Origin of the sequence: Pseudomonas sp. FSL W7-0098 (genome assembly GCF_005930585.1) — a bacterium.
Classification (GTDB): Bacteria; Pseudomonadota; Gammaproteobacteria; order Pseudomonadales; family Pseudomonadaceae; genus Aquipseudomonas; species Aquipseudomonas bubulae.
The window spans coordinates 418,849-442,272 of record NZ_RXHW01000001.1; the positions used below are offsets into that span (position 1 = coordinate 418,849).

8 protein-coding genes are annotated in these 23,424 nt (G+C 58.6%); 7 read left to right on the top strand and 1 reads right to left on the bottom strand.

The window, feature by feature from the left end:
- Window positions 1-24: 24 nt before the first annotated feature.
- On the bottom strand, window positions 25-2,151 hold the full coding sequence (gene mtlD / locus FHL07_RS01930; RefSeq protein WP_095000335.1) for a bifunctional mannitol-1-phosphate dehydrogenase/phosphatase: 2,127 nt from the start codon (window positions 2,149-2,151) through the stop codon (window positions 25-27).
- Between the two features lie 614 nt (window positions 2,152-2,765).
- Here mtlD and FHL07_RS01935 point away from each other — a divergent pair.
- From FHL07_RS01935 to FHL07_RS01965, 7 genes are all read left to right on the top strand, one after another.
- On the top strand, window positions 2,766-4,949 hold the full coding sequence (locus FHL07_RS01935) for a TonB-dependent siderophore receptor (protein WP_138738017.1): 2,184 nt from the start codon (window positions 2,766-2,768) through the stop codon (window positions 4,947-4,949).
- A 203-nt stretch (window positions 4,950-5,152) separates the two neighbouring features.
- Window positions 5,153-7,774 carry a Tc toxin subunit A gene (locus FHL07_RS01940; RefSeq protein ID WP_138738018.1) on the top strand — a complete coding sequence of 874 codons (2,622 nt, stop codon included), beginning with the start codon at window positions 5,153-5,155 and terminating at the stop codon, window positions 7,772-7,774.
- A 34-nt stretch (window positions 7,775-7,808) separates the two neighbouring features.
- Window positions 7,809-12,542: a Tc toxin subunit A-related protein gene (locus FHL07_RS01945; protein ID WP_138738019.1), complete on the top strand. Its 4,734-nt coding sequence runs from the start codon at window positions 7,809-7,811 to the stop codon at window positions 12,540-12,542.
- Window positions 12,539-17,002 (top strand): SpvB/TcaC N-terminal domain-containing protein, encoded by a 4,464-nt coding sequence (locus FHL07_RS01950; RefSeq protein ID WP_138738020.1) that lies wholly within the window; start codon window positions 12,539-12,541, stop codon window positions 17,000-17,002. The genes FHL07_RS01945 and FHL07_RS01950 overlap by 4 nt, the downstream gene beginning before the upstream one ends.
- A 540-nt stretch (window positions 17,003-17,542) precedes the next feature.
- Window positions 17,543-18,787, top strand: a complete 1,245-nt coding sequence (mexE, locus tag FHL07_RS01955) for a multidrug efflux RND transporter periplasmic adaptor subunit MexE (protein WP_095000340.1) — start codon at window positions 17,543-17,545, stop codon at window positions 18,785-18,787.
- A gap of 15 nt (window positions 18,788-18,802) precedes the next feature.
- Window positions 18,803-21,982 (top strand): efflux RND transporter permease subunit, encoded by a 3,180-nt coding sequence (locus FHL07_RS01960; RefSeq protein WP_095000341.1) that lies wholly within the window; start codon window positions 18,803-18,805, stop codon window positions 21,980-21,982.
- Window positions 21,979-23,388 carry an efflux transporter outer membrane subunit gene (locus tag FHL07_RS01965; protein ID WP_095000342.1) on the top strand — a complete coding sequence of 470 codons (1,410 nt, stop codon included), beginning with the start codon at window positions 21,979-21,981 and terminating at the stop codon, window positions 23,386-23,388. The genes FHL07_RS01960 and FHL07_RS01965 overlap by 4 nt, the downstream gene beginning before the upstream one ends.
- The last annotated feature ends 36 nt before the right edge of the window (window positions 23,389-23,424 follow it).

Consider the following 23,424-nt stretch of genomic DNA (forward strand, 5'->3'; position numbering starts at 1 on the left):
CCTCAGGCTCACGGCTTGATCGGTTCAGGCCGTGGGCATGACGAATTCAGCACAGAGCGGGCCATGAAAATACCCGGCAATTGCCTCAATCAACGCCGCATCCGTGACCGGGTCCAACCCCGGATACGGCTGGCCGTTATAGCTGCCGGTAAACGTCAGGACCGCCTCGATGCTGCCATTGTCCTGATACAGACTACGCATCTGCTGGCACTCCAGATCCTTGCTGTCAGTGCTGCGCAGCGCATAGTGCAACGCCAGCGCCGCGCCGAACTGCAGGGCACTGCTGTCAATCCCGTGCTTTCTGGCCAGATCGATACTGCGAAAAATCCGTTCGTTACGTTGCAGTTTGCGTAGTGGATCACGTCCGACACGGGCACAGGGGTCCTTGAAGGAGGTATTGCAGCGCTCCAGAAAGGTGGCTGAAAATGCTGCCACGGCATCTTCCATCTGCGGGTTTTCGGCCACCAGTGCCGGGCCGACTGCCTCACCGATCAAGCGCTGCGCCAGCTCACTGACGCGCGGGTCGCCCATGCCCTGCCCCAGCCAGGAGTACCCCAGCAGGCTCGCATACCAGGCAATGATCGCGTGCGGGCCATTCCACAGCAGGTTCTTGATGACTTGTGGCTGGGTGATGTCGTCGACCGTCTTCACCTGGCGCAAGCGCTCAAGCAGATTGCTGCAGCGCTGGGCGTACAGGGGCATGTCCGGCTCGCTGTTGAACAGGATCAGATGCAATTGGCTCAAGGCGTTGCTGGACTGGGTAAAAGGTCGAAAGCGGCTGATCAGGCGCTCGTACTCGGGCACCGGAGTGCGCGGTGCGGCGCGAGGTGCGTCAGGCTCGTCATCGAGGCTGTTCTGGAACATCTTCGACTTGATCCGCAACTGGCGCACCAGCGCTTCGTTGGACAACTTTGAGACGATGCGGCTGACCACCGTTTCTACAAAGTGGGTGTTGTCCAGAATCTTGCGGCACAGCTCGGCAGACACCAGCAACTCCAGTTGCGCCTGCACATGGCGACGCACAAAGTCCGCACCGCCGACCTTGTTCAGCACAATCAAAATGGTCAGCTCACGCCCCCGGCGCTCGTAGCGGCGCACCAGGCCCCGGGCAATCACCCCGGCCTGCTTGCGAATTGCCGTTTCAGGCAGGCTCAGGCCGATGATTTCCGCCACGTCATACATGCGGATCACTGCTTCGGCGTCGTCCATATCGATCATGCGCAGGTTATCGATGGTCTGATCGAAGGACGTGGCGCTGTAGCGCACACTGAAGCGGCCAAACGCCTGGATGGTCTCGCGCAGCATGCGTGAGCGGGTGGCGGCGATGATCTCGCAGGGTCGGGTGTAGCCGTCCCAGTGCGAGAAAATCTGCGTCAGGTAACCGCCGCCCATTGCGCCAAAACCATGAATACCGGCACTGAACTGATTGAGGGTGGGCGGGAAACTGTCGGTCAGCGCGGGAGGACCGAGATCGGGCATGCACTCGTTCAAGTCACCCAAAAAACCGTGCATGCTGGTGTAGGCCTTGAGGGCGCAGTCCGCGACTTCAGGCGCTGGCGGCTTGATATCCTCAATCAGGATCGGCTGGCCGTCGGCACGAATGGCCGACAACAGACCGTTTTGCGAGTCCTCCAGCATAAGGCAATGCTCTGGCAGACAATTGAGCGCGCTAGCCGCCTTGAGGAAAATCTCCGGGTGGGGCTTGCCCTGGGTCACCTCATCACCGCACACGGTAACGTCGAAATACTTCAGCACATTGGCATTGATCAGGTATTCCTCGGCGATGGCGCGACGGCTCGACGTAGCCACCGCCATGGTCAGGCCGTATTTGCGCAAGCGCTCCAGCACTTCCAGCAGGCCATCCTTGATCGGCACGCCGTGGTCACGCACATGGGCCAGCTCCAGCTCGTCGGCACGCTGGCGAACCTGGGCATAGGGGAAGTCTTCGCCGTGGTTGGCCCTGGCCAGGGCCTCAGCTTTTTTGGCACTCAGGCCTAATGAGCCGATCAGTGTTTCTTCACTCAGTGGCGTGCCGTAAATCTCCTCGGCGGCCTGCTTGAGCGTTTTGAAGCGCAAGCGCTCGGTGTCGAACATGGTGCCGTCCATATCGAAGATGGCACTGAAAATTCTTTTACCCTGAAAATAAATCATCAACACAGCTCCTTGTAGCGCGAGCAATTATTGGCTGCCCGCGGAAACGCTTTGGATCAAAAACGTGGTTTCAAATACAAATCCCGGGCAGCAGAACGCACCATTGACAGCGGGGCGTGAGTGCACCGGAACGGCTGGCGGTCAGAAATAATCAGGCGGAGGGACGTAACAATGGCGCCAGTTGGCGCAGCTGCCCGAGAAGCAGGGTCTCAGGTGGGGGATAGCGAAGTTTGCGAGAAAGCGGGAAATAAACCCTGTGACTGCACTGATGCAGCATTTGACGTGAGGCCCACAGCTTGCAATCAGGGATGCGAAGTGTGAGCCCAACTGGCGATTGATACGTGTGATTCCATCCATAAGGGCGTTTTAATTTCCTGTAATACTACGACTGACCTTTTTAGCTATAACCCATGCAACACGTCTAAATCAAGGATTGCCTTGAGCCACAGGCTGTAACGGCTGCGCAAAAAACCCGTCGGGCCAGGCCCTGATAGGCCGTCATGGCAGGCTCCCTGATGGCGAAGCGCCAAGCGCAACCCGGCTTGCGACTGTATGATGGCGCGCTTGAGAAACAGGCTCGGGTCTCAAGCCTGCCCACCGTTCAGGAGCTGTGCATGAACATGCTTTACCGGACTTTCAGCCAGGGAGAGTCCGCCCCGCGATTCTCTCTCAGTTTGCTTAGCCTCGGCCTGCTGCTGGGCAGCGCCATGCCTGCGGCACATGCAGCCGGGACCGAACTGCCGGCGACGTCGGTGACGGCCACGGGCAACGGCGATTATCAGGCCGACAACGCCTGGGTCGGTGGTTTCGACGCGGCGCCCTTGCTCGATACGCCGGCCGCCATTGCGGTGTTTACCGATGCCCTGATTGAAGACCAGCAAGCCCGCCTGCTCAGCGATGTGCTGAAAAACGACGCATCGGTCGGCGAAAGCTACGCGCCCGTCGGCTACTACGAGAATTTTGTAGTGCGCGGCTTTTCGCTGAACTCGGCCAGCAGCTACAAGATCAATGGTCGCACCATCACCGGCGAGCAAAATGTCGGGCTGGAAAACAAGCAGCAGGTAGAGCTGCTCAAGGGGCTTTCAGGCTTGCAAAGCGGCGTTTCCGAGCCCGGAGGCGCGGTCAACTATGTGACCAAGCGGGCAGCCGATGTGCGCTCTGTAACGGTGTCTACCGACGATCGCGGCAGCGGTTACATCGCCACCGATGTGGGGGGCTGGTTCGGCAGCGAACAGCAGTTCGGCCTGCGTGCCAACGTTGCCCATGAAGATATTCACTCTTATGTCGATCACGCCAACGGCCAGCGTGACTTCGCCTCTGTGGCGTTCGACTGGAACATCAACCCCGATGCCCTGCTGCAACTGGACGTGGAGTATCAGAACAAGGAGCAGCGCTCGGTGCCGGGCTATCAGTTGCTCGGCGGCAGCGAACTGCCGCATCACGCCTCGCCGAAAAAGCTGCTGGCGCACCAGAGCGGCTCGAAACCTGTGACCATTGATTCACTGAATATCAACGGCAACTTCGAATACCGCTTCAACGACAGCTGGAAAGGCAGCCTGAGCGCCTCACGCAGCAAGGTGGTGATCGACGACTACAGCTCGTTTGCCTGGGGCGGTTGTACTGTCGGCTGCGTTACACCCAATGTCGGCAACTACTTCACCCCCGAGGGCGGCTATGACATCTATGACTTCCGCAGCCCTGACGATACCCGGCGCAATGATGAGGTACAGGCAGCCCTCAGCGGTCGCTTCCATACCGGCGCAATCGGTCATGAGCTGACCGTGGGCAGCAGTGCATTCCGGCGCGTGGTGAATAATCGTGAAGCCATCAACCATTGGCTCGGCAGTGGCAATATCGACAGCGAGCCTGAAAACCTCGAGCGCTACAACGGCGCCCTCAACGACAGCCATCGCCGCCTGGACAGCCGCCAGTACGGGGTGTTTTTCAATGACCTGATCAGCTTCAACGAGCAATGGCAGACCATGATCGGCGGGCGCGAAGTGCGTCTGGATGAAAAGACCTTCGACGATCAGGGCGACACCACCCGCCACACCCAACGCTATGAATTCCTGCCCCAGGCCGCGCTGATCTACAAACCGGTGCAAAACATGACGTTGTATACGCGCTACAGCAAGGGCCTGTCCCTGGGTGGCACAGCGCCGTGGTTTGCCAGCAATGCCTTTGACATCCTGCCGCCCACCGTATCGCGCCAAATAGAGGCCGGGATCAAATACGACTGGCAGCGCATGAGCCTGAGCGCCACACTGTTCCAGATCCGCCAGGCGTACCAGTATGCTCGCCCCGAAAATGGCGAGTTCACTTACGTCCAACAGGGCCAGCAGAAAAACACCGGCATTGAGCTGGCGGCCAACGGTCGGGCCACCGAGCGCCTGCAGATTGCGGCCAGCGTCGCGGCGATCCGCTCCCGGGTCAGCGGCAGCGGCACGCCCGAATATGAAGGCCACCAGACCATCAACGTACCCACCCTGCGCGCCAGCCTCTACGGCGACTACGCCCTGCCCTGGATCGACGGCCTGGCCCTGCTGGGCGGCGTGCAGTACAGCGGCAAAAAATACGCCAGCCAGGTGGGTACGGTACAGGCCGACGCGTACGCCATCTTCAATATCGGCAGCCGCTACAGCACCCGTATCGAAGGTTACGACACCGTTTTTCGCCTGACCGTCGATAACCTGTTCGACAAGCGCTACTGGCGCGATGTGGGCGAATACATGGGCGATCACTATGTCTTCCAGGGGGCGCCGCTGACGGCAAGGTTGAGTGCCTCGATCAACTTCTGATCATGCTGCATTGCAGGGGGCATGTAGCCTCCTGCCTTCACCCTCTTGCATAAAAGGCCTGCGTCCGGAACACACGAACGCTTGTCATTCAGCGACAATTCCCAAGCTTTTCAGTGCTTTCAGCTGGCCGAGAAGCCAGGTATGGCAATGCTAATTTTCTGCACGCGCCGTGGATCACCCACTGCGTGCACAGGAGATTTACCATGCCAACGGACACCGCCTCTCCCGACTCGGGCCCCACCTGGTCAGCCCTGTTCAAAGACGACTGGGATACCTTTTGCTCACCGACTTCCCTCGCCGCAGTCGACTCGCCCGCGGCGTATCTGCAGGCGCTCTACCGGTTTGCCCTGGAAGTGGAGCAAACCGGCAAAGGCACTCAAGACAAAATCACCCTCGCTCAACGTGTACCTGCGCTAAAGGAACTGGTGATCAATGCTGAAAACACTTCCCGTCAGTTGCCACTGCTGACGCTGGTCAACGAGGCCCTGAACGCACCGGTCAAAACCTACCTGGACACGCATCGCGACATTTATGGCGGCCGCACGGTGCATCAGGTGCTGGCCGAATTACGCTACCCCCTTGAATTGCCTTTCGACCTGGCCCATCAGCAATGCGCGCTGGGGCTTGCGGGCAACAAGCCGGGGCTTGGTGCATTGAATTATCGCATCAGCCTGAAACTGCCCTATGACCAGCAGCCGGAGAACAAGTACGGCACGGTGCAGCAGCAAGCCTATGAGGCGCAGCGTCTGCTCACCCTGCTCAGCCCTGCACAACAAAACCTGTTGACCGAGGACTTTGAAGAACAGGGCACAGACACCTTTTACAAAAAACACTATGGCCACAGCCAGCCCATCACTGACCAACAACAGTTCATGCAGCACACCGGCCTGAGCACCGAGCAGTTCCATGAACTGCTTGCCCACGCCAGCTATCAGCCGCGCTTGTCTGGCAACGTCGTGCAGACGGCAGATCAGATTGCCCGGGATCACACTGCAGGCGCTCGCTTTATCAATGGCCCCTACAGAACAGGGCAAAAGAAACTGGGCCTGAGCATCGACTCATCAAAAAAAAACCACCTGCAAAATACAACTCCACAGCGTCATGACCGTTTGCAACGGATGATCCGCCTGCAACGCTGGCTCGATATGCCTTTCGCAGATCTGGATACCTTGCTCTATAGCATCGCCGGTTGTGAAGGCAGCAGCCCTGAACACCTTGCCATCAACGACAACAGCCTGCGTGCAATGGGTGTCTTTCGCTACCTGAACCAACGCTATGGCCTGACACCCGGAACATTTTCGGCATGGCTTTACCACATGCCCGTTCATGGGGTCGGGCAACACCCATCGCTATTCGACCAGGTATTCAACCCGCCGCACTGGCTCAACGCCCCCCTGACTCTCGACAACCAGCCGCTGGATCTCGGTACGACACAAGGGGTTCTGTATCGTGCCTGTGGCGCTCTGGGCCTCGAAGACACACCACAGTCCCTGGGGTTGCTGAAAACCCGTACCAAGCAATATTTCGCCACGCCTCGCCGGAATATCGAGACGTTTTCCAGCTTTTACCGACAGGCCACATTACCCGCAATGTTCGGACTGTCAGTCATGGACTGCGATCATCTGTGCCAGTTGCTGGGGGGCAAAACCTACCACCAGCAACTGGTCAAGCCGGGCTTGCGTCAGTCAGGCAGCAACTCGCCAGCGGACTTTCTCGATGTGTTGATGCAACTGGACTGGGCGGTTAGCTGGCTCAATGACAGCGGTAAAAGCGTTCAACAGTTACGCCAGCAATTGTTACTGGAGAGCACGTTGCTGCCCTCCTCCGTACAGCAGCGGCTCACGCAGGTCGAGGCGGTGTTGCAACGCATGCCCCAATATCTGCTGGCGCAATCCACACTCGATGAGCTGGACTTGCCGCAACCGGAAGCCGGTAGCAAACCCCTTGCCTACACCTGGAATGTGCTGCTGGCCAAAGGACTGCTCCGGGTCCAGTCCATGCTGCCCGCGCAACCCAAAGCGGACAGCCTGGAAAAAGGCGTGGCCTACATGGTCGACAAATACGTCAACCTGAGCCCCGATGCGGGGCGCAACCAGGCACTCAAGGCCCGGGTCAAGCAGATACTCAATACGCAGCTGTCCGCAGCCTACTCACAATTGCATCCTTTCAAGAAAGAAATAGATCAATTACTCAAGGATACCTCCCTGGCCAGCGAGGCCCCCGAGCTGATGAAACAGGCCTTCAGGCAAGCTTCGCGTATTTTCGCCAGTGCCCTTGGCAGTGATAAACCCAATGAATCCCTCAAACACCTGCTGCTGTTCTTTCCCCATGCAGAAACCGAGCTGCAACTGCCCATCAGCCGTGAAGCCCTGCAGGCTTTTCTGCTTGACCCCGGTTGGCTGGAGTCCGAGCAATCGGCACATTCAACCCTCAAGTTAACCCTGAGCACCCTGTATCTGTTCCAGAGGTTCAGTCATTTCAGCGACGTTTACGGGATTAACCACGCCACACTGCTCAATTATCTGAACCAGGCCAACCCTCAAAAACAGAACGGCGAACAAACCGGTCTGAACTCGCAAACCAGCGAATTGCTGGCCCAGATGCTGGGGTGGAACGCCAGCGAGATAGAGGTATTGATAAAGCCCCTGCTGGAAAAACGCGTGCGCTCGATGACTGAACTGGACTGGCTAATGCGCTGCCATGAGACCGCCAGGCAGACAGGTCTTTCGGCAAGCATGTTGCTGATGGCGACAGGCTTGACCGCCACCTTCAGTTCCGATGACTGGCAGCAGGTCGGCAGCGCCGTCTTCGCCACCGCCCCATGAGCGCAACGCTCATACATCTTTCCGAGGAATGTCCATGTCTGACCAACGCCACCGGCAACTCAATGAGCAGCTGCGCGATGCCTTGCTCGCGTTCTACCTCACCTACGTGCTGCCTGAAGACACCACCCTGCAAACCCCGGCTCGCAAGCACACAATCAACAACGCCAACGACCTGTACACCTACTGGCTGCTGGATGTGCAAGTCAGTCAGGCAGTGCCTACCAGTCGTGTGGCCAGCGCCATTGCCAGCCTGCAGCAATATATCAACGCCATTTCAGTGGGGCTGGAGCCTGGCTACGACAAACTTGGCATGACAACCAAACAACAAAACACCTGGCGCAACAATCTGCATGCCTATTCGGTTTGGCGTGCGATTCAACAGTTACGCAGCTTTCCGGCCAACTATCTGAACCCGATGTTACGCCGTGATAAAACCGAAAGTTTCCAGCAGCTTGAGAACGACATAAATCAATGTCGAATTAACTCGGACAATATACTGCCTGCCATTCAACGCTACTTGGCCCGATTTGAAGAGATCTGCAGCCTCAAGACCCTGAATGGTTACATTGATGGTGAAAAAGACAGGTTCGCCGAGAGCACTTACTACTTTGTTGCCCGATCAACTGTCGAGAACACTTACTACTGGCGCTCGCTGGATATGTCCAGGCGCTACTTGCATCCCGCCACAGGGGGTGCCCCTGCCCTCAAGCAGGACGCACCACAGCCCGGCGCCTGGTCTGACTGGAAAATAATACCTCTGCCTGCCTCGGAAAACATCCCGGAGCACAGCGTCCGTCCGATTTGCTTTAACAACCGCCTGTTTGTTGTCTGGGCTCAATGCATATCCCCGGCAGCGGCCAGTTACAGCGCTGATTATTTCTGGTCAGAGCCTGACGAATCGGAAAAAAACTATAAAGCACGCCTGGAAAACTACCTGAAAAGTCGTTTCATTCAGTTCCGCCTTTACTTCTCCTACATGAAATACGATGGCAGCTGGAGCGTGCCACGGGTGTGCAGTGATGAATACTGCGTGATGAAAGAGCTTAACAAACTGGACCAGAACGCCTTGATGCAGGCGACTGAAACAGTGGCAGTGCTGGACACCAGTACTAGCCCGGCATCCTTGTTTTTAGGGCTGAACGCCCATGCTCCGCAAAAGCCCGTCGCCGGCAGGGATCACACCCGCAGCGACTTTTTCCAGGCCGTGAGACTCGACCAGGACTTAAGCAGTGAGCGGTTATTCTCAAGGGGCACAGTGGCAGACCTTAAACCCAACGCTGAACACGAAAAACTGGCAAAACGTTATTTATCCCTGTTCATCTACAACAATTCGCGAAATTTCAATTTCCACGCCCCGACCAGCGAAACCGTCGCAATAACAGACATCGTCAGCAGTACCCCGACCCCGGCATTTACAGGTTGGAACTTCGAGAACAAACAGGCTTATATAAGTGACCAGCACTACCACAGCGATATTGTCTTCAACACCACATCCTGTGCGCTGGAAGTCAACGCCAGGCTTGAAAAAGCATTCCCCGAACAGCAGTCGGTCACCTTCAGGGCGAGTACCAACCGGGCCGAACTTACTCTCCATCTTGCCCTTCTGCGGCCGCTTCCCGGTAGCAGCGGCAAACTCAAGCTGGAACCTAGCTCGCTGCTGACTCTCAAGACCGAACTGATCCCACCCTGCAGCTGGGTATCGGTCTCCATGACCAGTCACAAAACCGGCGTTACCTATTCCAGCCTGATATATGAATTTCCCGACGACGCCCTCAGCGTCGTAAAACCGCAAAGGTTAAGTGCCGTACGCAAAGACTGGAACGTTTCGCTGGAAGGCAGATACATCGAATACGACGCTTTCAATACCTTGTTTGAAAACGCTCATTCCGACCACCGCATTACTCTTCATTTTTACGCCACACTCAATGAGCAAGTGAACAGTCAGAACGACTGGTTATTTGATAGTGTCATTGCCACGTTATATACCCGCCACTACAAGCCCGTGATCATGACTCCACGGGACGAAAACACACCGCACCCTTACAACATCCATCGCAACAACAGCTATATCGTCGGTGAACCCAATACCTCCCGCCGCGCACTCAACGGCGTATTTACAAGCCTGACCCCGGCCCATCTGTTCAGCGCCCATATTCAACTCAATCCTGAAACGCTCCGGCCTGAAGAGGAAGTGAGCAGCATTGCAAGCACGGGTACCCGGCCAATCACGATCCTTCACGGAGTATTGATTTACGACACGGACACACGCCATAACAGCCGCAGCCTGCGAGGTTATGCACTGAAGTCCCTGAGACTGAAACTGGATCCCAATAACGCCACCCCCATTACACCTCTGGCGCCCAGAATCTCACGCAGCCCGGCGCAGCCTGAAGGAACAGCCGAGTTTATCGACTTCAGCGGCTCCCTTCTCAAGTACAGCGATGTGGCTTCACCGAGAACCCTTCGTGCGCCGATCCACATGAACACCACTATTGGCAGACACCTGAGCGCCGCCGCCAATGTCAGTCTCGACCGGCTGTTTACGATAGCCACAAATCAATCGCACGAACCGGCGCTTACCAGCAATGCCACGCCCCACTCCCTGGATTTTCATGGCGCCCATGGCAAGTATTTCCGGGAGTTGTTCCTCTTCCTTCCTTGGCTGGTGGCCTGCCGATTGAACATGGAGCAGCGTTATGCCGAGGCCCAATCCTGGCTCAAATACATCTTCGATCCAGAAAGCAGGGCAACTGAACCGCAGCAACACTCAAGATATTGGAAAGTGCCCGCCCTGACCCAGGACAAATCAGAGCCGGGTTACCAGCAGGACAACCCGGACGATCCGCACCAGATAGCCCTCAGTAGCCCGTCCTGTTTCCGCCAAGCGTTGTATATGTTGTACCTGGACATCCTGCTCAATCGCGGCGATGCCGCTTATCGTCAAGCCAGTGCCGATAGCCTGGCAGAGGCCAAGCTCTGGTACGTTCGGGCCAGTAGCCTGCTGGGGCCAAGGCCGCAAATCAGCCGAGCCGATCCCTGGCAACCCTTAACCCTGCAGGATCTGGGCGCATCAAGCCAGAGCACCCTGTACCTGCCCCTGAATCCGGACCTGGTGTCACGCTGGGACAAACTTGAAAGTCGCCTCTACAACCTTCGACATCACCTCAGTATCAGCGCAAAACCCTTGCAACAGGCACTGTTCGCACCCGCGCTGGCTCCGCACCTGCTGTTGAGCCACTACGCCCACAATGCCAGCTCTGACCCATTGTCTGCGACCCGCCAACAAACCAGGGAAATCGGCCATTATCGCTACCAGGTTGTCCATGCCCATGCCGCGACCCTGGTCGAGAATGTCATCCAGCTCGGTAATACCCTGCTTGTGCTGTTCGAGCGCAAAGAGCAGAACGAGCACCTTCAGTTACAGCAACAACATGCCTGGGACCTCGCCAGAATCGCCGTCGATCAACAACGTCAGGGCATGCGGGCTGACGAAGCCAACCGCGAGGCGCTGCTGGCCGGTCGCCAGGTACTGGTAAGCCGCCAGCAGTATTTCGAAAAACTGCTCAATGAGGGTATCTCTCCAGCCGAAGCACAGGCCAGCCAGCAATATCTTGAAAGCGCACAGTGGGAAACCAAAGCATCCGTAGCCGAGGCTGCTGCAGGGCTGGCGATGCTGGCACCCAATATTTTCGGCACCTCCAACGGCGGGATGCGCTATGAAGGCGCCTTTTATGCGATTCAGGCTGCGGCCCGAAATATGGCTAATGAGAAACGCGCCAATGCCGGTCATCTGGATCGTACAGCGCTGTTCAACCGCCGCGTCCAGGAGTGGTCCCAGGCCCTGGAGCAGTGCCGTCAGGAGCTCACTCAGGCCGACTTGCAACTGCAGGCCCACGAACAGCAGAACACGGTGCTGCGCTTGCAACTCAGACACACGGAAACAGCTATGGAGCAGGCCAGATTCACCTACGAGGTGCTCAGCAAGCATTTTTCCAGCGCACAGTTGTATCAGTGGCTCAATAGTCATCTGGCTTCTTTCTACTATCAGGCCTACGACGCAGCCCATTCGTTGTGCTTGAGCGCACAGGCATGCTGGCAATTTGAACGTGCGGACTGGAACACCCGTTTTATCCAAAGCAGCCACTGGCACAATCAATTCAAGGGGCTGACCGCAGGCGAGTCGCTCAAGCTCGACCTGCAGAACATGAATACTGCCTATATGCAACGTAACCAGCGTGAACTGGAAATCAGCAAAACCCTGTCCTTGCGCCTGTTGCATGGCAAGGATCGGGTGCCCACGCTGAACAAGGACTGGGCGTCGCTGAAGCACGAAATGATCGTCAATGGCACCGTGGATTTTGAGTTGAGCAAGGCGCTGTTCGACGACGACTACCCCGGTCATTACCTGCGCCGGATAAAAAGCGTCAGCGTCTCGCTGCCTGCCACGCTCGGACCTTATGAAGACATTTGCGCGACCCTGACCCAGACCTGGAACCGAACCCACCTGTCTGCAAAAGACGACGATATGCTCGACAACATGCGGGTCAGGGAGCAGGTCGCACTGTCCACAGGGCTCAATGACAGCGGCCTGTTCACCCTCAACTTCGACAATGACGAACGCTATCTGCCCTTCGAGTACACCGGGGCAGTGTCCAAATGGCGACTGGCGTTTCCCAACCCTGCAGCCCAGTCATCCATGCTCAATTCCCTCAGCGACATCATCGTGCATGTGCGCTACACCGCGAGAAGCGCAGGAGGTCAGGGATGACGACCCAACAACACAGCACAGGCGAGGTGCAAACACCGTCCTTGCCCAAGGGCGGAGGCGCAATACAAAGTATCGGCACCACATGGGGAGCCGTCGGTATGACCGGTGCGGCATCGTTCGAGGTTCCCCTGCCACTGTCGCCGGGCCGGGGTTTCGACCCGGCCATCAGCCTGACTTACAACAGTGCCCTGGGTAATGGCCCGTTCGGAACCGGTTGGGCAGCCTTTGCTGGCTCGATTGCACGCAGCACGCTCAAGGGCGTACCCGCCTATGACAGTGAGGATGTATTTATCGGTCCGTCAGGTACGGAACTGCTCCCCGAACGGACAGCCCAAGGCATGCTGCAAACCCGTTCCAGCAGCCGTTTCAACGGGCTTCAACTGAACACCACCTACACTGTGGTGCGCTACCTGCCACGCCACGAAACCACTTTCGATCGCATTGAGCACTGGTCATCGACGTCAGACCCCGCAGGGTTCTGGCTGGTCCAGGGCGCAGACGGCAACCTGTACCTGTTTGGCAAAACGCACGCGGCCCGCATCGCCGATCCGCAGGCGCCTGCCCATGTTGCCCAATGGCTGCTTGAGGAAAGCCTCAACCCCCACGGCGAGCAGATCTACTATCAGTACAAGGCTGACACCCGGGGCAGTGGCCCTCGAGACTACAGCGCCCAGCGCTACCTTGCCCGTATCGGCTACACCAATATCGTGCCCAGGGAGCATCTGGAACTGTGGACAGTTGAAACACCGGCGCAAAAACAATGGCATTTTGAATTGCTCTTTGACTACGGCGAACGCACAACTGATCTGACTCGCCTCCCTTCCTATGGGGTGCAACAACCATGGCCGGAACGCAGTGATCCAATGTGTAACTATGCCTATGGCTTTGAACTGGCGAGCCGGCGTCTTTGCCGGCAAGTCCTGATGTTCCACTACTTTCCTGAAGAGCCTGCAATGGGCCGCGAACCGGTGTTGACCCGCCGGCTGCTGCTGGAGTACATGACCACCGCAACCGCAGGCAGCCTGTTGCAGGCCCTGCACAGCCAGGCCTGCGATGCCAGCGCAAAGATCTGCCACTGGCCGCCCCTGGAGCTGACTTACAGCGACTTCCAGTTAACTGGCATGCCTTCAGGCTATCAACGCTTTGACGCTTTGGACGGTATCAACGACAACCAGCGCTATCAACTGGTTGACCTCTACAACGACGGCTTGCCGGGAGTGCTCTGGCGCTCTGACAAAAGCTGGTACTACCGCGAACCCGTCCGGGCTGCCAACCCGGTCGAGCCTGATGACGTCGCCTATGGCCCGCTGCAAATGCTGGAGCGTATCCCGGTGGCACAGCAGACCGGTGCGCTGTACCAGTCCCTGGCGGACCTCAATGGCGACGGCCAGCTGGAGTGGATCATCGCCCAGCCGGGCATGAGCGGTTTTTTCACCCTGGAAAACGACCGGAGCTGGGCAAGCTTCGCGCCTTTTGCAGCATTGCCGCAGGAGTTCTTCCAGCCGACAGCCCAGCTCGCCGACCTGATGGGTAACGGTATTGACGACCTGGCGCTGATTGGCCGCAACAGTGTGCGGCTCTATCGCAACAAGGGCTCGCAGGGTTTTGCCCCTGCCGCGGACATGCCGCATCCCGATAACGATCTGCCACTGCCTGGCAATAGCGAAACTGAACTGATGGCGTTCAGCGATCTGCTGGGCAGTGGCCAGCAACACCTGGTACGCATTCGTCATGATGAAATCAAGTGCTGGCCAAATCTGGGCCGGGGCCGATTTGGCAAAGGGTTCGTATTCGCCACCCTGCCCTTCACCTACGCCGAATTCGAGGCCTCGCGAGTACTGCTGGCCGATCTGGATGGCTCCGGCGCCAGTGACCTGATCTACCTTCAGCCCGATCGGGCACTGATTTTCATGAACCTCTGCGGCAACGGCCTGCAAGCCGTGCCGACAGCGCTGCCCTGGCCCGTGGGGGTCAGGCATGACCGCTTTTGCCAGGTCAGTGTGGCCGACCTGCAAGGGCTGGGCTGTACCAGCCTGATCCTCTCCGCCCTTCTCCCTTCAGCCCGTCACTGGCGATACGACTTTGTCCGGCAAAAACCCTATTTGTTGATCGGTACCGACAACAACATGGGGGCATCAGGCCGGGTTACCTACCGCAGCAGTGCCCAGGAGTGGCTGGACGAAAAACCGCAACGGACACAGCGCACCGGTGGCCTGCCATTTGCGCTGCATCTGGTCAGCGAGCAGCAACAGCTGGATCAGATCAGCGGCAATCAGCTGACCCAACGCTTCACTTACAGGGAAGGTTTCTACGACAGTCTCGAACGCAAGTTCCAGGGCTTCGGTTTGCTGATGGCAACCGACACCGAGGGCCCTGCCGGCCAGAAACTCGACAAGGCAGCAACCGCACCCTTGCTGCGCAAGACCTGGTTTCACACCGGAAAAGCCCTTGATATGCCGCAGGACCAATACTGGGCGGGCGACAGGTTGGCCCTTGCGCCAGGCAACACACTGCTGACCCGCCTGGAAGCCGATAAGGAGCAAGACAGCGTACTGCCACCGCCTGCTTCCGGGCGCAGGATGGCTCTGGCACTGAGCGGGCTGGTACTGCGTGAAGAAGTGTTTGCGGCCGATGACCCGGAATCGTCACGAGTGCCTTTTACCGTCAGCCAGTACCGCTATATGCTGCGTCAATTGCAGACGCCCGAATCCCTGCTGGTACTTGCCCTGGAGTCACGGGTCTACCGCTACGAGCGCGAGGCAACCGACCCCGCCTGCCAGCACATCATCAATCTGCGCCGGGATCGTTATGGCAGCCTGACACACGGGGTAACCATAAATTACGCCCGGCGCAAGCGCGCATCCGACCTGCCGCCATTCGATGAGGCCCATCAACAGACCTGGTGGCGCGATACCCACGACCCGGCCCAGCAGATGCACTACATCAGTGAAATCCGGGCGCAGTTCATTCATCTGGACAATCCTCAACGCTGGCGCCTGCAACTGCCTTACCGGCAACGCAGCAATGCACTGGTGCTTGAAAAAGAAGCCCTCAACAGCGCGCATACCAGCTATGAACTGTTAATCGGCAACACCGCTGACAACCCTGTGCGACCGCAGGCACAGCGCACTCTGGGGGGGTTGTCCGTGCAATATTACTGCCTGGCGCAGAGTGACGCCCCGTTACCGGCGGGCCAGGCCAGCTTTCAGGCGCTGACGGCCTTCAAAGAGTCGGCCGAACTCGACGACCAGGCACTTGCCGCCTACGACGATGTGCCTGCACTGCCCGGAGGAACCCCGTTCGACCTGGCCAGCACCCTCGTCCAGGAGCATTACCATCCCATGAGCCTGTTCCTGCCTGAGCCAACAGACACCCGCGCAGCGCCAGCCCTGTGGTCACTCAAACAGGGCTTTACCCGTTACACCGACGTGCATGGTTTCTACCGGGCCAATCAGTTGCGAGCCTCTGAAAGCCACTCAGCGACCACACTCACCCATGACCGTTACGGTTGCCATATCGCCGCAGTAACGGCCGTGGACGGTTGCAGCACCCAAGCCGTCTATGACTACCGGTTAATGTTGCCCATCGAAATCACCGACCCCCAGGGGACTGTTCGGCAAGCGCGCTACGATGCATTCGGCCAGTTGCAAGTAACCAGTGTTTACGGCCAGGAAAATGGCAAACCAACAGGGTTCGCCCCGCTGACGGACTACAGGCGCCCAGCCAATGACAGCCCCGCTTTTGCCATCGACAACCCTCAAACAGCGCTGCTCGATGCTGCCAGCGCCTGCTTCCACGCCCCTTTCAACTGGATGGGCCACATCCCGGCAGCCCCCCCGGGCACACAATGGGTAACGCAGGGATATCTGACTCCGGACGGATATATTCGTGCCAGCGGCCGCATGCGCCTGGCAACACTGGACATGAGCATCACGGCGAATCGCCAACTGAACGAACAGATCCTCCAGGCACGCCGCGAACCGGTCTATGCCGCTGTGCTGCAAGCCGATAACTACCCGACGAGCGACGACAGCGTTAACCGGCAACTCCGGATCAGCCTGACGTTCACCGATGGCTTTGGACGTGAGCTGCAAACCAAGCAGAAAACTTCGGCGGGTGAAGCGTATGTGGTTGCCCCGTCGGGGCGACTGAGCCTTGACAGTGACGGCAAGCCCCTGCGTGCGTTCAGCGAACATCGCTGGCGGGTCAGCGGCAGGGTCGAATACAACAACAAGGGCCTGGCCATTCGAAACTATCGGCCTTACTTCGCCGATCACTATCGCTTTATCGATGATGAAGCCCGGCGCATAGATGGCTACTGCGATCAGCTGTTCTATGACCCGTTGGGCCGCATGACGAGCAAGCTCAACGCCAGGGGGCATCTAAGCCGCCAGACCCATTGCACCTGGTACAGCATCAGCGAAGATGAAAACGACACCTGGGAGCCTGGTTCAAGCTGACCAACCACATCGCGATGCAAGCCCGGGCCCGGAGGAAAATAGTCATCCTGCAGGCTTGCTCGCGAGGGCATCATCAGTGCGGGTTGCGCACCCCGACCACCCGGTAGCGCGGCCCGCCAAGGTGGCGAAACATCAACCGCATGGAGCCGCGCCTGGGGTTCGTCCCCAGCACGCTGCCGGTGGTATGCCACCGTGCGCACAGTTGAGCCCCGGGAATCGAAGGCCGTGAGTAAAGGTGTGAATCGATGAAGGGAAGACATGGATGCGTGACCTGACTGGCACATAGACGCACGCAGCCTAGGCAAGCAATCAGCGTGGCAGGTGGTACATATTGGTTATTATTACCCGTCGTGCAACACACCCTACGCTGGCAATAACACAGAATTTAATTGATAGTTTCCTAACAAAAAGCGCAGGCTAGAGAGCTTGGTAACGCTTTGTATCATTCCGGATGATATTGATCTTCGCTGGGTTCGATTCGTGCGCCAGCACTCGCGCCAGCATTATCCGCCCATCTCAATAGATCGGCGGACTCCCCTCATGGAACAGTCACTTAAACATTTGCGCTTCCCACTTGCGGCCCTGGCCATTGTGGTGATGAGCGCATGCGGCAAAACTCCCCAAGCGACTGCTCCGGCTCCTGCTGCAAAAGTCAGTGTGGCCAAGGTGCTTGAGCAACCGGTCAACGAATGGGATGAATTCACCGGTCGCCTGGAAGCTCCAGAGACTGTAGAAATTCGTCCACGCGTGTCGGGCCAGATTGATCAGGTCGCCTTTACCGAGGGCGCCCTGGTGAAAAAGGGCGACTTGCTGTTCCAGATCGACCCGCGCCCGTTCCAGGCCACCGTGCGTCAGCTTGAAGCCCAGGTGCAACAGGCCCGCGCCAATGCCAGCCGTACCGACAACGAAGCCCAGCGCGGCGAACGTCTGCGCCAGAGCAATGCCATTTCGGCAGAGCTGGCCGACTCGCGCACCACCGCTGCCCAGCAAGCCCGTGCCGGCGTCGCGGCCATCCAGGCAGAACTGGACCTGGCCAAACTCAACCTGAGCTTTACCCGCGTCACTGCACCGATCAGTGGCCGCGTCAGCCGTGCCGAAATCACTGCGGGCAACATCGTCACCGCCGATGTCACGCCGCTGACCAGCCTGGTGTCCACTGACAAGGTGTACGCCTACTTCGATGCCGACGAGCGTGTGTTCCTCAAGTACAACCAGCTTGCTCGTCAGGGTCAACGCGGCCAGACCACACCGGTGTACCTGGGCCTGTCCAACGAAGACGGCAACCCGCATCTGGGCCAGATGAACTTCGTCGACAACCGGGTCAACCCGCAAACCGGCACCATCCGTGGCCGCGCCGTGTTCGACAACGCCGACGGCAGCTTTACCCCCGGCCTGTATGCTCGCCTGAAACTGGTCGGTAGCGCCACCTACTCCGCCGTGTTGATCAATGAAGAAGCCGTGGGCACCGACCTGGGCAAGAAATTCGTGCTGGTGATGGACGCCGACAACAAGTCGACCTACCGCGCCGTGGACCTGGGCCCGAAAATCGAAGGCCTGCGCATTGTTCGCAGCGGTCTGAACAAGGGCGACACCATTATCGTCAAGGGCCTGCAGAAAGTGCGCCCCGGCTCGCCGGTAACGCCTGAAGTGATCCCGATGGCCAACGAACAGACCCTCGCCGCCCTGGCACAACAACGACAAGCCCTGGAAGCCAGCAACCTGCCACAAATCAAGCCCGCCACTGGCGCGCCGAAGTTGGCCAGCGTCGCGACTCCTCGCGGTTAAGGGACGATAACTCCGATGAATTTTTCCCAGTTCTTTATTCAGCGGCCGATTTTCGCCGCTGTGCTTTCCTTGCTTATCCTGATTGCGGGCGGCATTTCGCTGTTCCAGTTACCGATCAGCGAATACCCTGAAGTGGTTCCGCCTACCGTTGTGGTGCGCGCCAACTTCCCCGGTGCCAACCCCAAGGTGATCGGTGACACCGTGGCCGCACCACTGGAGCAGGCCATCACCGGTGTCGAGAACATGCTGTATATGTCTTCGCAGTCCACCGCTGACGGCAAGATCACCCTGACCATCACCTTTGCCCTGGGCACGGACCTGGACAACGCCCAGGTGCAGGTGCAAAACCGGGTGACGCGCACCCAGCCCAAACTGCCGGAAGAAGTGACGCGCATCGGCATCACGGTGGACAAAGCCTCGCCAGACCTGACCATGGTTGTGCACTTGACCTCGCCGGACAAGCGCTACGACATGCTCTACCTGTCCAACTACGCCATCCTCAATATCAAGGATGAGCTGGCGCGCCTCAACGGTATTGGCGATGTGCAGATGTTCGGCATGGGCGATTACTCGCTGCGGGTATGGCTCGATCCAAACAAAACTGCCTCGCGCAACCTGACAGCCACTGATGTAGTGACCGCCATTCGCGAGCAAAACCGCCAGGTGGCTGCCGGTGCCCTCGGTGCCCCGCCCGCCCCCAATGCCACCAGCTTCCAGCTGTCGGTCAACACCCAGGGCCGCCTGGTCACTGAGGAGGAGTTCGAGAACATCATCATCCGCTCCGGTGATGATGGCCAGATCACCCGCCTCAAGGACATTGCCCGGGTTGAGCTGGGCTCCAGCCAGTACGCCTTGCGTTCCTTGCTGAACAACCAGCCGGCGGTGGCGATCCCGATCTTCCAGCGTCCGGGTTCCAACGCCATCCAGATCTCCAATGACGTTCGCGCCAAGATGGCCGAGCTGAAAAAGAACTTCCCGGAGGGAATGGATTTCGACATCGTTTACGACCCGACCATCTTTGTTCGTGGTTCGATCGAAGCGGTAGTCCACACCCTGTTTGAAGCCCTGATCCTGGTAGTACTGGTTGTAATCCTGTTCCTGCAAACCTGGCGCGCTTCGATTATCCCGCTGGTCGCTGTGCCCGTATCGCTGATCGGTACGTTTGCAGTGATGCATATGTTTGGCTTCTCGCTCAACGCTTTGTCCCTGTTCGGACTGGTGCTGGCCATCGGTATCGTGGTGGACGATGCGATTGTGGTGGTGGAGAACGTCGAGCGAAATATCGAGCTGGGGCTTAACCCCGTCGATGCAACCAAGCGGGCCATGCGCGAAGTAACCGGACCGATCATTGCCACCGCGCTGGTACTGTGTGCGGTGTTTATCCCGGCCGCATTCATTTCGGGCCTGACCGGCCAGTTTTACAAGCAATTTGCCCTGACCATTGCCATTTCGACGGTGATCTCGGCTTTCAACTCGCTGACCCTGTCCCCTGCACTGGCAGCAGTATTGCTTAAAGGCCATCATGCGCCGAAAGACCGCTTCACTCGTCTGCTGGACCGTATGTTCGGTGGCTGGTTGTTCGGCCCGTTCAACCGCTTCTTCGTCAAGGCCAGTAACGGCTATGTCGGTACCGTGCGACGGATCATCCGTGGCAGCGGCATCGCCATGCTGGTTTACGCAGGTTTGATGGTGCTGACCTGGGCTGGCTTTGCCCACACGCCCACCGGCTTTGTACCACCGCAAGACAAGCAATACCTGGTGGCCTTCGCCCAACTGCCGGACGCCGCGAGCCTGGACCGCACAGAAGCGGTGATAAAACGCATGTCCGAAATTGCTCTCAAGCAACCTGGCGTTGCCAACTCGGTGGCCTTCCCCGGCCTGTCGATCAACGGTTTTACCAACAGCCCGAACAGCGGCATCGTGTTCACCCCGCTCAAGCCGTTTGATGAACGCAAGGACCCAAGTCAGTCGGCAGCGGCGATTGCCGCCGCGTTGAACGCACAGTTTGCCGACATTCAGGACGCCTATATCGCCATCTTCCCGCCGCCGCCGGTACAGGGGCTGGGCACCATTGGCGGTTTCCGCCTGCAAGTCGAAGACCGCAGTGGTCTGGGCTATGACGAGCTGTACAAAGAAGTGCAGAACGTGATTGCCAAGAGCCATAACGTGCCGGAACTGGCCGGGTTGTTCACCAGCTATCAGGTCAACGTGCCGCAAGTCGATGCCGCTATCGACCGCGAAAAGGCCAAGACCCACGGCGTTGCCATCAGCGACATCTTCGATACCCTGCAGATCTACCTGGGTTCGCTGTATGCCAACGATTTCAACCGCTTCGGTCGGACTTATCAGGTGAATGTGCAGGCCGAGCAGCAGTTCCGTCTCGAACCCGAGCAGATCGGCCAGCTGAAGGTGCGTAACAACAAGGGCGAAATGATCCCGCTGGCGACCTTTATCAAGGTCAGCGACACCGCAGGTCCTGACCGCGTGATGCACTACAACGGCTTTGTCACCGCTGAAATCAACGGCGGCGCAGCACCGGGTTACAGCTCGGGCCAGGCCGAGGCGGCGATGGAAAAACTGCTCAAGGAAGAACTGCCCAACGGCATGACCTACGAATGGACTGAGCTGACCTATCAGCAAATCCTCTCAGGCAATACCGCGTTGTTCGTGTTCCCGCTCTGTGTACTGCTGGCATTCCTGGTACTGGCTGCCCAGTACGAAAGCTGGAGCCTGCCATTGGCGGTGATCCTGATCGTGCCCATGACCCTGCTTTCAGCCATTACCGGGGTGATTATCTCGGGGGGTGACAACAACATCTTCACCCAGATCGGCCTGATCGTACTGGTGGGGCTGGCGTGCAAGAACGCGATTCTGATCGTCGAGTTTGCCAAGGACAAACAGGAAGAAGGCCTCGACCCGCTGGCAGCGGTGCTGGAAGCCTGCCGTCTGCGTCTGCGGCCGATTCTGATGACCTCCTTCGCCTTCATCATGGGTGTGGTGCCTCTGGTGCTGTCCAGCGGTGCCGGTGCAGAGATGCGCCATGCGATGGGTGTTGCGGTGTTCTCCGGGATGCTCGGGGTGACCTTCTTCGGCCTGCTGCTGACGCCGGTGTTCTATGTATTGATTCGCCGTTATGTAGAGCGCAGTGAAGCGCGCAAAGCGGCCAAGCACCTCACGTTGGAGTCGCAACAATGAGCGTGAAAGTTTTTCTGCCGAGCCTGTTGGTGCTGGCCCTGAGCGCTTGCGCCGTGGGCCCGGACTACACGACCCCGGCCACGGCCCCGGCACAGATCAGTGCCGACAACCTCAAGGGCTTTGATCGGGCACATTTTGAAGGGATCTGGTGGCAACAGTTTGACGATCCGACCCTCAACCAGCTGGTGACCCAGTCTCTGGCCGGCAACCGCGAGCTGCGCGTGGCATTTGCCCGCCTACGGGCGGCCCGGGCGATTCGCGATGATGTCAGCAACGACATCATGCCGACCATCACCAGCCGCGCCAGCAGCGATGTGGGCAAGGGCCAGATCCCGGGCACCACCGAGAAGCGCGTCAACAGTGAGCGCTACGACCTGGGCCTGGACATGGCCTGGGAAATCGACTTGTTTGGCCGTATCCAGCGCGAGCTGGAGGCCAGCGATGCCGACGAGCAGGCGGCTGCGGCCGATCTGTATCAACTGCAAGTGACCATGATTGCCGAACTGGTGGATGCCTATGGTGAACTACGGGGTGCACAGCTGCGCGAGCGCATCGCCCTGGATAACCTGAAAAATCAGCAGGACTCCAAGGCCATCACTGAAAGCCTGCGTGACGCCGGAGTTGGCGATCAGCTGGACGTGGTGCGCGCTGACGCCCGCCTTGCCTCGGTTGAAGCCAGCGTGCCGCAATTGCAGGCCGAGCAGGTGCGCGAGCGCAATCGTATCGCCACCTTGCTGGGCCAGCGACCTGAGCAGTTGAGCGTGGATCTGAGCCCCAAACAGCTACCGGCCATTGCCAAGGCGCTGAATATCGGCAATCCCGGCGACCTGCTGCAACGACGCCCGGACATCATGAGTGCCGAGCGCAAACTGGCGGCGGCGACGGCCCGTATCGGCGTGGCCAAGGCCGACCTGTTCCCGCGGGTCAGCCTTAGCGGCTTCCTCGGTTTTACTGCCGGACGTGGCTCGCAAATTGGTTCAGCAGCAGCCAATGCCTGGGCACTGGGCCCACGCATTACCTGGCCTGCATTTGACCTGGGCAGCGTGCGGGCACGACTGCGCGGTGCCGATGCAGAGGCCGATGGCGCCCTGGCCAGTTACGAGCAGCAAGTACTGCTGGCGCTGGAAGAGTCGGAAAACGCCTTCAGTGACTACGGCAAACGCCAACAGCGCTTGCTGTCGTTAATACGTCAAAGTGAGTCAAGTCGTACAGCAGCTGACCTCGCAGCCATTCGCTATCGCGAAGGCACGGTGGACTTTCTGGTGCTGCTCGATGCCCAGCGCGAGCGTCTTGCGGCAGAAGACAGCCAGGCCCAGGCCGAGGTTGAGCTGTATCGCGGCGTAGTGGCTATTTACAAAGCATTGGGCGGCGGCTGGCAAGCCGAGACTGTCGCCAGCGCGCACTGATTCAACGAGCTCCTTTGGTTGGCCGCAACCAACCAT